Annotated in this window: 15 protein-coding genes; 12 read left to right on the top strand and 3 right to left on the bottom strand. The window is 68.2% G+C overall.

The annotated features are described in order from the left end of the window. The first annotated feature begins 61 nt into the window (after nucleotides 1–61). A complete protein-coding gene (gene ftsB / locus WS57_RS29180; protein ID WP_059518835.1) occupies nucleotides 62–487 on the top strand; it encodes a cell division protein FtsB in 426 nt (141 codons plus the stop codon). Between the two features lie 81 nt (nucleotides 488–568). Here ftsB and WS57_RS29175 read toward each other — a convergent pair whose 3' ends face one another. From WS57_RS29175 to WS57_RS29165, 3 genes are all read right to left on the bottom strand, one after another. Continuing rightward, nucleotides 569–919, bottom strand: coding sequence for a hypothetical protein (locus tag WS57_RS29175; protein ID WP_059481361.1), 351 nt, complete (start codon nucleotides 917–919; stop codon nucleotides 569–571). A 126-nt stretch (nucleotides 920–1045) separates the two neighbouring features. Next, nucleotides 1046–1996, bottom strand: a complete 951-nt coding sequence (gene hslO, locus WS57_RS29170) for an Hsp33 family molecular chaperone HslO (RefSeq protein ID WP_009689670.1) — start codon at nucleotides 1994–1996, stop codon at nucleotides 1046–1048. Nucleotides 1997–2021: 25 nt separating this feature from the next. Continuing rightward, a complete protein-coding gene (locus tag WS57_RS29165; protein ID WP_059518833.1) occupies nucleotides 2022–2546 on the bottom strand; it encodes a gamma carbonic anhydrase family protein in 525 nt (174 codons plus the stop codon). A 144-nt stretch (nucleotides 2547–2690) separates the two neighbouring features. Between WS57_RS29165 and WS57_RS29160 the strand changes: the two genes are divergently transcribed. The 11 genes from WS57_RS29160 to WS57_RS37730 all read left to right on the top strand — a co-directional run bounded on the left by WS57_RS29160 (nucleotide 2691) and on the right by WS57_RS37730 (nucleotide 11998). Continuing rightward, the gene (locus WS57_RS29160; protein WP_196787370.1) at nucleotides 2691–3545 is read left to right on the top strand and encodes a ferritin-like domain-containing protein; all 855 of its coding nucleotides are present in this window, start codon (nucleotides 2691–2693) and stop codon (nucleotides 3543–3545) included. Nucleotides 3546–3680: 135 nt separating this feature from the next. After that, entirely contained in the window at nucleotides 3681–4571 is an 891-nt protein-coding gene (locus WS57_RS29155) for an alpha/beta fold hydrolase (RefSeq protein ID WP_040127750.1), read from the top strand. Nucleotides 4572–4642: 71 nt separating this feature from the next. Beyond that, complete coding sequence (locus WS57_RS29150; protein ID WP_069245192.1) at nucleotides 4643–5473, top strand: 3',5'-nucleoside bisphosphate phosphatase; 831 nt, start codon at nucleotides 4643–4645, stop codon at nucleotides 5471–5473. 72 nt (nucleotides 5474–5545) lie between these two features. Next, nucleotides 5546–6178, top strand: coding sequence for an L-threonylcarbamoyladenylate synthase (locus WS57_RS29145; protein ID WP_009695048.1), 633 nt, complete (start codon nucleotides 5546–5548; stop codon nucleotides 6176–6178). A gap of 47 nt (nucleotides 6179–6225) precedes the next feature. Further along, the gene (locus tag WS57_RS29140; protein WP_009695047.1) at nucleotides 6226–6888 is read left to right on the top strand and encodes a site-2 protease family protein; all 663 of its coding nucleotides are present in this window, start codon (nucleotides 6226–6228) and stop codon (nucleotides 6886–6888) included. Nucleotides 6889–6896: 8 nt separating this feature from the next. After that, on the top strand, nucleotides 6897–8099 hold the full coding sequence (locus WS57_RS29135) for a tryptophan--tRNA ligase (RefSeq protein ID WP_040127748.1): 1203 nt from the start codon (nucleotides 6897–6899) through the stop codon (nucleotides 8097–8099). 5 nt (nucleotides 8100–8104) lie between these two features. Continuing rightward, on the top strand, nucleotides 8105–8707 hold the full coding sequence (locus WS57_RS29130; protein WP_069245191.1) for a class I SAM-dependent methyltransferase: 603 nt from the start codon (nucleotides 8105–8107) through the stop codon (nucleotides 8705–8707). Between the two features lie 46 nt (nucleotides 8708–8753). After that, entirely contained in the window at nucleotides 8754–9659 is a 906-nt protein-coding gene (gene dapA, locus WS57_RS29125) for a 4-hydroxy-tetrahydrodipicolinate synthase (protein ID WP_009691189.1), read from the top strand. Nucleotides 9660–9768: 109 nt separating this feature from the next. Then, entirely contained in the window at nucleotides 9769–10914 is a 1146-nt protein-coding gene (gene bamC / locus WS57_RS29120; RefSeq protein WP_069245190.1) for an outer membrane protein assembly factor BamC, read from the top strand. Nucleotides 10915–10918: 4 nt separating this feature from the next. After that, nucleotides 10919–11695 carry an MBL fold metallo-hydrolase gene (locus WS57_RS29115; protein WP_069245189.1) on the top strand — a complete coding sequence of 259 codons (777 nt, stop codon included), beginning with the start codon at nucleotides 10919–10921 and terminating at the stop codon, nucleotides 11693–11695. A 120-nt stretch (nucleotides 11696–11815) separates the two neighbouring features. Then, nucleotides 11816–11998 (top strand): hypothetical protein, encoded by a 183-nt coding sequence (locus WS57_RS37730; RefSeq protein ID WP_162482999.1) that lies wholly within the window; start codon nucleotides 11816–11818, stop codon nucleotides 11996–11998. Nucleotides 11999–12134: the final 136 nt, after the last annotated feature.

Below are 12134 nucleotides of genomic sequence, written 5' to 3'. Positions count from 1 at the left end.
TATCGACGCCGCTCTGTGCCACGATGCGCGGAGCGGCGCTTCTTATATCTGCGTCTCTTACATGCGGCTTGTCACTGTCGTCCTGATTGCCTTGCTGGCGCTCATTCAGTACCCCCTATGGTGGGGACACGGCGGCTGGTTGCGGGTGCACGAATTGCGTCAGCAGCTCGGCGATCAGCTCCAGAAGAATGCCGATGAAAAGCTGCGCAACGAGCGGATTGCGGGCGAAGTGCAGGATCTGCAAAGCGGCACCGCCGCCATCGAGGAGCGTGCGCGCTACGAGATGGGCATGGTGAAGGAAGGCGAAGTATTCGTGCAGTTCGTGTCGCCGAATGCGCCCGCCGCGCCCGTGAACAATGCGCCGTCGAACACGTCGACGCGCGGTGTGGTCTCCGCGGCGCCGGTACGCGTCGTGCCGAATCCGCAGTCGATCGCGAAGCCGTCGCGCCATCACGGCGGCGACAAGGGCAAGGCCGCGCATCACTGAGCGCGACGAACCGGTTGAATTGAAAAAGCGCGGGAAATGCCGCGCTTTTTTATTTCCTGCGAGTCGTCAATCGGCGGCGCGTCACCACCACCAGCCCGGGTAGCCGTAGCTGATGCCCGTGCCCCAGCGATTTCCCCATCCGCCGCCGTAATACCCGCCGTAGACGGTCACCGGCGGCGGCGCATAGTACGACCACGCGCGCGCGGCGGCTTCGGCCGCCATCGCATTGTTCTGGTCGCGCAGCACCTGCCGGTCGATCTCGTCGTAGCGCTTGCGCTCGGCGGCCGACAGCGCGGGCGGCTGGCCGCCCGATGCGCCCGGCTCCGGCAGGCGGCTCAGGATCGTGGACGACGGCTGCACCGCGCAGCCGGCAAGCACGAGCGTACCGGCGGCGACGCTCGTCAGGACGATGGTGCGGAACGGGCGATTCATGAATTTCTCCTGCGGCGCGCCGACGGCGGGAAACGGCTGGCGCCGACGGCTGTAGCCGTGGCGCAGCGCGTGCGGCGCTCGTACATCATTATGCGCCCGCGCATGGTGCATGCGCGGGCGCGCGGCTCAGTGATGCTGCCCGGCGGCGGGCGTGAGGCCGCTGGCGAGCTCGGGGGCCGCGAACAACTGCGCGACGTCGACGGGATCGAATTCGTAGCGCTGGTTGCAGAACTCGCAGTGGATCTCGACATGGCCGCGCTCGACGATCACGCTGTCGACTTCGTCGCGGCCGAGCATGCGCAGCATCGCGCCGACCTTCTCGCGCGAGCACGAGCACTGGAAGCGCGTGACGGCCGGTTCGAAGTGCTGCACGTTTTCCTGCCAGAACAGCCGGCGGAACACGACCTCCGGCTCGACCTCGAGCAGTTCGCGCGCGGACAGCGTGCCGCCGAGCGTGCACACGCGTTCCCACGTGTCGGTGTCCGTCTCGGCATTGCGCGGCACGATGCCGCCGTCGCCCGGCAGCTTCTGCAGCAGCATGCCGACCGCGCGCTCGCGATCGGCCGCGAGCCACAGCCGCGTATCGAGCTGCTCCGAGTGATGCATGTATTGCTCGAGCACCTGCGAGACCGATTCGAGCGGGCCGTCGACGCCGTTCAGCGGCACGATGCCCTGGTACGGTTGCTGGCCCGGCAGCTTGTCGGACGGGTCGAGCGTGATCACGCAGCGGCCGTGCCCGCTCGCGTTGACGAGCGCCGCGAAGCTCGTGTCGTCGCCGATCGTCTGCGCCGCCTCGCCGGAGAACTTCGCGGTGGCCCGCATCGACAGATCCGAGCCGCACTGGACGACCAGCATCTTCACCGGCCCGTCGCCGAAGATCTGCATGATGAGGGTGCCGTTGAATTTCAGGTTCGCGGACAGCAGCGCGCACGCGGCCATCATCTCGCCGAGCACCGTGCGCACCGGGGCAGGGTAGTCGCGGCGGACGAGCACTTCCTGCCACGTGTTGCGCAGCGAAACGATCTCGCCGCGCACGGGCGCCGCATTGAACATGAATTTCTGTAACTGGTCGCTCACTCTTCTTCCTTGAAATCCGCGCGGATCACCCGATCCGCACGAGTTGCTCCTTGAAATGCGCGCGTCGCTCGACATAGGTCTTCGCGTTCGCGCGCAGCCGCGCAATGTCGTCGGCCGACAGCTCGCGCACGACTTTCGCCGGTGCGCCGAGAATCAGCGAGTTGTCCGGGAACGTCTTGCCTTCCGTCACGACCGCGCCGGCACCGACCAGACAGTTGCGGCCGATGACCGCACCATTCAAGACCACGGCCTGGATGCCGATCAGCGAACCCTCGCCGATCGTGCAGCCGTGCAGCATCGCCTGGTGCCCGATCGTCACGTTTTCGGCAATCGTCAGCGGATAGCCGGGATCGGTATGCAGCACCGCGCCTTCCTGGACGTTGCTGCCCGCACCGACGGCGATCGTCTCGTTGTCGCCGCGAATCGTCGCGCCGAACCAGACGCTCGCGTTCTCTTCGAGCACGACTTTGCCGATGATGGCCGCCGTATCGGCGACGAACACGCTTTCGTGAATCGTCGGGGCCGTATCGCCCAGCTTGTAGATCGTCACGGAGTCTCCTTGGTCTCTTTCGATGATGGGCGCCGGTAAAATGGCGCGTTGCCGGGCGCGCCGCGCCGTGGCGAAAACACGTATTGTAAACCGTCGCGTGCATGCGCTCCCGCGATGCGCGCGGCGGCGTTCCCGCTGGTGAATATGGTGTCTTCTTCTTCCCTCGACGCGCAGGCCTGCGTGCGCCGCGCCGCGCTCGACGCGCTGCGCGAGCCCGAGCCGGCCGGCAAGGCGGCGCAGGTGCGTGCGCTTTACGACGCGCTGCTGGCCGGGCAGGCCGCGATCGCGCCGCCCCTCGAGCTGGCCGAGCCGGCCGACCTGCCCGGGCGCCCGGCGCGTCCCGTGCTCGTCGAGCCGCGCCAGCTCGAGCGGCGCAGCATGCGCTCGCCCGAGGGGCGCGCGGTGCTGCTCCACGCGCTCGCGCATATCGAGTTCAATGCGATCAATCTGGCGCTCGACGCGGTGTGGCGCTTCGCGGGCCTGCCTGAGGCGTTCTATGCGGACTGGCTGAAGGTCGCCGCCGAAGAGGCGTATCACTTCACGCTGCTGGCCGAGCGGCTGGCGGCGTTCGGCCACGTTTACGGCGATTTTCCCGCGCACAACGGACTCTGGGAGATGTGCGAGCGAACCCGCGACGACGTGCTCGCGCGCATGGCGCTGGTGCCGCGCACGCTCGAGGCGCGCGGGCTCGACGCGTCGCCGCCGATCCGCGCCAGGCTTGCGCAGGCCGGCGACGACGCGTCGGCGGCGATTCTCGACGTGATCCTGCGCGACGAGATCGGCCATGTCGCGATCGGCAACCACTGGTTCCGGTATCTGTGCGACCTGGCCGGTCGCGATCCCGTGCCGACTTACCGCGAGCTGGCCGAGCAGTATCGGGCGCCGCGCCTGCGCGGCCCGTTCAATTTCGATGCGCGGCGCAGCGCCGGGTTCGAACCGGCCGAACTCGACGAACTGGCCGCGCAGGACGGGGCGGACGGGCGCGCGGAGCAAGGCTGAGCCAGCGGTCCGGGGCAGCGCCGATCCGGAATGCTGCGCGGCGCCGGCGCTAGAGAGGTGCCTCGCCGCGCGGTCCGCCGCGACGAGGGCGCCGCCGCTATAATCGAACGACCATTCTTTTTTCTGGCGGCTGCAATGAATGCCTCGAGTTCTGTTTCCGATTTCGTCACGGTGCGCGGCGTCCGGCTGCATGTGCGGCGCTGGGGCCGGCCCGACGCGCCGACGCTGTTCATGCTGCACGGCTGGATGGACGTCGCCGCGTCGTTCCAGTTCGTCGTCGATGCGCTCGCCGGCGACTGGCAGGTGATCGCACCGGACGCGCGCGGCTTCGGGCTGTCCGACTGGCCGGTCGCGCGGCAGGGCGGGGGCCACTACTGGTTCCACGACTACCTCGGCGATCTCGATGCGCTGGTCGACCACTATGCGCCGACCGGCGAGGTGAACCTGGTCGGCCACAGCATGGGCGCGAACGTCGTGTGCCTGTATGCGGGCGCGCGGCCGGAGCGCGTGCGGCGCGTGGTCGATCTGGAAGGCTTCGGGCTGGCGCCCGCGCGTGCCGAACAGGCGCCGCGCCGGCTGCGCGGCTGGCTCGACGAGCTGCGCGAGCCGCCTGCGCTGCGCGCGTATGCGTCGCTCGACGACGTCGCGGCGCGCCTGACGAAGACCAACCCGCGGCTCGACCCGCGCCGCGCGGCGTTCCTGGCCGCGCACTGGTCGAAGCGCGGCGACGACGGCCTCTATCATCTGCTCGCGGATCCCGCGCACAAGATGCCGGGCCCGCTGCTGTACCGGCTCGACGAAGTGATGGCCGTATGGGCGAAGGTGCGCGCGAAGGTGCTGCACGTCGAGGCCGTCAATTCGCCGACGCTCGCACAGATCGCCGGCGACATCCCGCTGCCGGAATTCAAGGCGCGCTTCGCCGCGTTCCCGGACTGGCGCGAGAAGCTCGTCGAGGATGCCGGCCACATGGTGCATCACGACCAGCCCGAGCAGATCGCGGCGCTGATCGAGGCGTTCTGCGCGTAGGCCCGGCGGGGCAGGCGGCCGGCGCGATTGCCGCATTGCAGTAGAATGAAGCTTCACCTGCCATGCCGACAATGAACGCCGATCTCCACTGCCATTCGAATGTTTCCGACGGACTGCTGTCGCCCGCCGACGTCGCGCGCCGCGCCCAGGCCGGCGGCGTGACCCTCTGGGCGCTGACCGACCACGACGAGGTCGGCGGCCAGGCAGCCGCGCGCGCGGAAGCGGAAGCACTCGGCATGCGCTACCTGAGCGGCGTCGAGATTTCGGTCACGTGGGCGTCGCGCACCGTGCACATCGTCGGCCTGAACATCGATCCGGCGAACCCGGTGCTCGTCGACGGCCTGTATCGCACGCGCCACGGCCGCGCGGCGCGCGCGCAGGCGATCGGCGCGCAGCTTGCGACGCTCGGCATTGCCGGCGCGTACGAAGGCGCGCTGAAGTACGTGTCGAATCCGGACCTGATCTCGCGCACGCACTTCGCACGCTTCCTGGTCGAGAACGGCTATGCGGAATCGACCACCGACGTGTTCGATCGCCTGCTCGGCGACGGCAAGCCCGGCTTCGTCCCGCACCGCTGGGCGACGCTGTCCGACGCCGTGCAATGGATTCGCGGCGCGGGCGGCGAGGCCGTGGTCGCGCATCCGGGCCGCTACCGCTATACGCCGGTCGAATTCGACGCGTTCTTCGGCGAGTTCATCGATCTCGGCGGCCGCGCGATCGAGGTCGTGACGGGCAGCCACACGCCGGACCAGTACCGCGAATACGCGGACGTCGCGCGCCGCTTCGGTTTCGAGGCGTCGCGCGGCTCGGACTTCCACGCGCCCGGCGAGGGCCGCGTCGAGCTCGGCAGCCTGCCGCCGCTGCCGTCGGGCCTGAAACCGGTCTGGGAGCGCTGGCTCTGACGCTGCGCGGCGGTCCGCCGCCCGCGTGAGCGCCGGCACGCCCATTCGATCCTTCCTCCTTTATCTGTCCCCATGTCCCAGTTCTTCAGGATTCATCCGGACGATCCGCAGCCGCGCCTGATCAAGCAGGCCGTGGAGATCGTCAACAAGGGCGGCGTGATCGCGATGCCGACCGACTCGAGCTACGCGCTCGCCTGCCACCTCGACGACAAGGACGCGGTCGAGCGCGTACGCCGCATTCGCGGCCTCGACGAGAAGCAGCACCTGTCGCTGCTGGTGCGCGACCTGTCGGAACTCGCGAACTTCGCGATGGTGGACAATCGCCAGTACCGGCTGATCAAGTCGGTGACGCCGGGCCCGTACGTGTTCATCCTGCAGGCGACCAAGGAAGTGCCGCGCCGGCTGTCGCATCCATCGCGCAAGACGATCGGCCTGCGCGTGCCGGACCACGCGATCACGCTCGCGCTGCTGGAAGCGCTCGGCCAGCCGCTGCTCGGCACGACGCTGATCCTGCCGCCCGACGACGAGCCGCTCAACGATCCGGAGGAAATTCGCGCGCGGCTCGAAAAGCAGGTCGACCTCGTGATCGACGGCGGCGCCTGCCCGCGCGAGCCGTCGACGGTGATCGACCTGACCGGCGACGAGCCGCAACTCGTCCGCGCGGGGCGCGGCGCGCTCGAACCGTTCGGGCTTGCCGCTGCATGAGCGTGCCGTTCATTTTTGCGCGAGCGCGCTTGTTACAATAACGCGATATGGATGCTTCCCTGATACAGACCATCGCCGTCTACGCGCTGCCGGTGATCTTCGCGATCACGCTGCACGAGGCCGCCCACGGCTACGCCGCCCGCCTGCTCGGCGACAACACCGCCTACATGATGGGGCGCGTGTCGTTCAATCCGATGCGCCACATCGATCCCCTGGGCACGATCGCGATCCCGCTCGCAATGTATTTCCTGACCGGCGGCGCGTTCCTGTTCGGCTATGCGAAGCCGGTGCCGGTCGCGTTCCGCAACCTGCGCAATCCGCGCTGGGGCAGCCTGTGGGTGTCGCTCGCCGGCCCGGGCTGCAACTTCGTGCAGGCGCTGGTGTGGGGCGTGCTGAGCATCGTGCTTGCCGCCGCGGGCGTCGACGAGCCGTTCTTCACGCGGATGGCGGTCGCCGGCGTCAGCGTCAACCTCGTGCTCGGCGTGCTGAACCTGTTTCCGCTGCCGCCGCTCGACGGCGGCCGCGTGCTCGCGGCGCTGCTGCCGCCGAAGCAATCGATCGCGCTGTCGCGCATCGAGCCGTACGGCTTCATCATCGTCCTCGTGCTGGTCATGACGGGCGTGCTGACGAAATTCTGGCTGCGTCCGCTCGTCAACATCGGTTACGACGTCGTCAGCGCCATCCTGACTCCTTTCGCCTCGCTTTTCTAACGACAATCATGTTCCCAGATCGTATTTTCTCCGGCATGCGACCCACCGGGTCGCTGCACCTCGGCCATTACCACGGCGTGCTGAAAAACTGGGTGAAGCTGCAGTCCGAGTACCCGTGCTTCTTCTGCGTGGTCGACTGGCATGCGCTGACGACGCACTACGAGACGCCCGAGGTCATCGAGAAGAACGTGTGGGACGTGCTGATCGACTGGCTCGCGTCCGGCATCGACCCGGCGCAGGCGACGCTGTTCATCCAGAGCAAGGTGCCCGAGCATGCGGAACTGGCGCTGCTGCTCGGCATGAGCACGCCGCTCGGCTGGCTCGAGCGCGTGCCGACCTACAAGGAGCAGATCGAGAAGCTGAAGGACAAGGACCTGTCGACCTACGGCTTTCTCGGCTACCCGGTGCTGATGGCGGCCGACATCCTGCTGTACCGCGGCTCGCTCGTGCCGGTCGGCGAGGACCAGGTGCCCCACGTCGAGATGACGCGCGAGATCGCGCGCCGCTTCAACTACCTGTACGGCCGTGAACCGGGCTTCGAGGAGAAGGCGCTGGAAGCCGCGAAGAAGCTCGGCGGCAAGCGCGCGAAGCTCTATCACGAACTGCGCAACGCGTACCAGCAGGAGGGCGACGACGAGGCGCTCGAACAGGCGCGGGCGATGCTGCAGGAGTCGCAGAGCCTGTCGATGAGCGACCGCGAGCGCCTGTTCGGCTATCTCGAAGGCGCGCGCAAGATCATCCTGGTCGAGCCGCAGGCGCTGCTGACCGAGGCGTCTCGGATGCCGGGCCTCGACGGGCAGAAGATGTCGAAGTCGTACGGCAACACGATCGGCCTGCGCGAAGACGCGGAGACGATCACGAAGAAGGTCCGCACGATGCCGACCGATCCCGCACGGGTGCGCCGCACCGATCCGGGCGATCCCGACAAGTGCCCGGTGTGGCAGCTGCACCAGGTCTATACGGACGAGGCGACCCACGACTGGGTGCAGAAGGGCTGCCGCTCGGCGGGCATCGGCTGCCTCGACTGCAAGCAGCCGGTCGTCGAAGGCATCCTGCGCGAGCAGCAGCCGATGCTCGAGCGCGCGCAGAAGTACATGGACGATCCGTCGCTGCTGCGCGCGATCGTCGCGGACGGTTGCGACAAGGCACGCAAGCACGCGACCGAAACGATGCGCGACGTGCGCGACGCGATGGGCCTGTCGTACACCTGATCGCCATGCACGGAACCGTCAGCGCCGCCGCGGGCGGCCATCTTGCGCAGACCGAAGCGTCGCGCTGGGTCGCCCGCTGGTCGCATCTCGTCGCGGCGGGCGGCGCGGTGCTCGACGTCGCCGCGGGCGGCGGCCGCCATGCGCGCTGGTTCGCGTCGCGGGGCCATCCGGTGCTTGCGCTCGATCGCGACCCGGCGGCGCTGGCCGCGTTGCGCGCGATTCCCGGCGTCGACGCCCGCGACGCCGACCTCGAAGGCGCGCCGTGGCCGCTGGCGGCCGGCACGCAGTTCGCGGCGGTGATCGTTACGCATTATTTGCATCGCCCGCTCTGGCCTCATCTGCTCGATGCGGTGGCGCCGGGCGGCGTGCTGATCTACGAAACGTTCGCGCAAGGAAACGAAACGGTCGGCAAGCCGTCCAATCCTGCGTTCCTGCTCGCCGCGGGCGAGCTGCTGGACGCGGTGCGGGGCCATCTCAGGGTGGTCGCGTACGAGGACGGATGCGTCGCCGCGCCGCGCGCCGCGTTCGTCCAGCGCCTCTGTGCAGTACGCGAGGGCGCGACCCCGAAGGCGGGGGCGGGAATTCCACGTTACGAACTGCCCGGCTAATCCGCTACAATCTCAATGTTTACCGGTACATACTCAATCGCGTTTCATGGCTAACGGCACCCAAGACGGCATTCAAATCCGCGGCAGCATCCCCGCGATCGTCACCCCGATGCTCGAAGACGGCAGTCTCGACCTGCCGGCGTTTCGCAAACTGATCGACTGGCACATCGAGGAAGGCACCGACGCGCTGGTCGTGGTCGGCACGAGCGGCGAGTCGGCGACGCTCAACGTCGAAGAGCACATCCTGATGATCCGCACGGCCGTCGAGCACGCGGCCAAACGCATCCCGATCATCGCGGGCGCGGGCGGCAACTCGACCGCCGAGGCGATCGAGCTGACCAAGCACGCGAAGGCCGTCGGCGCGGACGCGACGCTGCAGGTCGTGCCGTACTACAACAAGCCGACGCAGGAAGGCATGTACCGCCACTTCAAGACGATCGCCGAAGCGGTCGACCTGCCGGTGATCCTGTACAACGTGCCGGGCCGCACGGTCGCCGACATGGCGAACGAGACGATGCTGCGCCTCGCGCAGGTGCCGGGCATCATCGGCGTGAAGGAAGCGACGGGCAACATCGATCGCGCCGCCCACCTGATCAAGGCCGCGCCCGCGCATTTCGCGATCTACAGCGGCGACGATCCGACCGCGATCGCGCTGATGCTGCTCGGCGGCCACGGCAACATCTCGGTGACGGCGAACGTCGCGCCGCGTGCGATGAGCGCGCTGTGCCGCGCCGCGCTGGCCGGCGACGTGAAGACGGCGCGCGAACTGCACATGAAGCTGCTGTCGCTGCACAAGAACCTGTTCATCGAGGCGAACCCGATCCCGGTGAAGTGGGCGCTGCAGGCGATGGGCAAGATGCAGGGCGGTATCCGCCTGCCGCTGACGGCGCTCGACGAGCGCTGCCACGATGCCGTGCGTTCGGCACTCGTCGAGGCGGGCGTGCTCGCCTGATGTCCCGGCGGCCGCGCCCTGCGGCCGCCCTCGACCCCTGATCAACCCGCACCGGCCGGCTCCGTCCGGCGCCGCTCCTGACGAGCGTTCAAGCAAGACGAAGGATTTCATGAAACGTTTCGCCTTTTCCTCTCGCGCCATCCAGATGTCGGTGATGGCGCTGGCGCTGGGCGCGCTCGCCGGCTGCGATACGCTGAACGACTACCTCGCCCCCGACCGGGTCAACTACAAGAACACGGGCTCGGCGCCCCCGCTCGCCGTGCCGAGCGATCTGAAGCCGGTACCGACGACGCAGCAGTTCGTCGCGCCGCCGACCAACGCCGGGCTCGGCACGCTGCCGCCGCGGGCGAAGACGGCGGCCGGCAATGCGACGGACGGCATCCCGAATGCGCAGGATCCGTACGGCATGCACATCGAGCGCGACGGCGATCGCCGCTGGCTCGTCGTCGACGGCCGTACGCCTGAGCAGCTGTGGCCGATCCTGAAGGAGTTCTGGCAGGAAAACGGCTTCTCGCTGAAGACCGACGCGCCGTCGACCGGCATCATGACCACCGACTGGGCCGAGAACCGCGCGAACATCCCCGACGACTGGTTCCGCCGCACGATCGGCAAGGTCATCGATTTTGCGTATTCGTCGGGCACCCGCGACCGGTTCCGCACGCTCGTGAACCGCACGCCGGACGGCAACACCGACATCTCGATCACGCACAGCGCGATGGAGGAAATGATGGTCGGCCCGCAGGGCGGCACGTCGTCGCGCTGGGAAGAGCGTCCGCGCAACCCGGTGCTCGAGGCGGTGTTCCTGACCAAGCTGATGCAGAAATTCGGCCTGACCGAGGCGCAGGCGAAGCAGCTGCTGACCAATGCGCGCTCGTCGACCGCACCGGCGCAGGTGACCGACACGAGCAGCGGCGCGGCGACGCTGCAGCTGTCCGAGTCGTTCGACCGCGCATGGCTGCGCGTCGGCCTCGCACTCGATCGCACCAACTTCACGGTCGACAATCGCGACCGCGAGAAGGGCGTGTACACGGTGCGCTATGCGAACTCGATGGAAGAGCTCAAGCGCGACGGCCTGTTCGGCAAGCTGTTCTACGGCGGCCCGTCGGCCGCCAAGCCCGGCAAGGAGTTCCTGGTCAACGTGCGTGCGCAGAGCAATGGCGGCACGCAGGTCGCGGTGGTCGACGCGAACGGCCAGGTCGACAACTCGTCGGATGCGCAGCGGATCATTTCGCTGCTCCACGCGCAGCTGAACTGAGCGCGTGCGATTCGCCAGCCTCGGAAGCGGCAGCGAGGGCAACGCGCTGGTCGTCGAGGCCACGAGCGGCACGACCACCACGCGCGTGCTGCTCGATTGCGGCTTTTCCGCAAAGGAGGTCGAGCGCCGGCTCGGCCGCCTGAATCTCTGCATCGGCGATCTCGATGCGATCCTGATCACGCATGAACACAGCGACCACGTCGGCAGTGCGCTGACGCTCGCGCGTCGCGCGTCGCTGCCGCTCTACATGAGCTGGGGCACTGCGCGCGCGGTGGGCGCGGACGACGCCGAGGTCGATCTCCACGTGCTGTGGGGCGACGAGACGGCCGCGATCGGCGATCTGGCCGTGATGCCCTATACGGTCCCGCACGACGCGCGGGAGCCGCTCCAGTTCGTCTTTATGGACGGTTGCCGCCGCCTCGGCGTGCTGACCGACGTCGGGATGGCCACGCCGCACATCACGACCGTGCTGAGCGGCTGCGACGCGCTGGTGCTCGAATCGAACCACGACACCGCGATGCTCGCCGGGAGCCGCTATCCGCAGTCGCTGAAGGCGCGTATCGGCGGCAGTCACGGCCACCTGAGCAACGACGCGGCGGCCGGCATCCTCGCCTCGCTCGAACGCAGCCGGCTGCGGCATCTGGTAGCCGCGCACCTGAGCCAGCAGAACAACCTGCCGGATCTGGCGCGCCAGGCGTTTGCCGGCGTGCTGGGGACGGACGGGGAGGACGTGATCGTCGCCACGCAGGACACGGGCTTCGACTGGCTGATGCTCGACTGAGCGGGCCGGGGTGGGGCAGGGCCGCGATGGCGGCGGTCGGGCCGGCGCGGACGCGCTGCCCGGCACCGCCAGACGGCAGACGTAAAAAAACCGGCCCATGGGCCGGTTTTTTTTCAGCTGATGCTGAGGCTTACTGGCTTGCGCCCGAAGCCGGAGCAGCCGTCGCAGCCGAAGCAGCCGACGCCACAGCAGCAGCTGCATCGCTCGCAGCAGCGGATGCCGACGAAGCAGCAGCCGACGCGTCGCTCGCAGCACCAGCAACTGCCGAAGCAGCCGACGAAGCGGCAGCCGATGCGTCGCTAGCAGCCGACGATGCGCTTTGGTCTGCGCTCTTGTTGCAAGCAGCCAGAGCAACAGCAGCCAACAGGGAAGCTACGAGGAGGGATTTCTTCATGATCACGTCCTTTTATGGTTAAAGGTAAGCAACAGCGCGAAACAA

It is taken from the genome of Burkholderia pseudomultivorans (assembly GCF_001718415.1).
GTDB classification, from domain to species: Bacteria; Pseudomonadota; Gammaproteobacteria; order Burkholderiales; family Burkholderiaceae; genus Burkholderia; species Burkholderia pseudomultivorans_A.
Note: the sequence above shows the minus strand (reverse complement) of the source record. Positions and strands in the feature narration are given on the sequence as shown.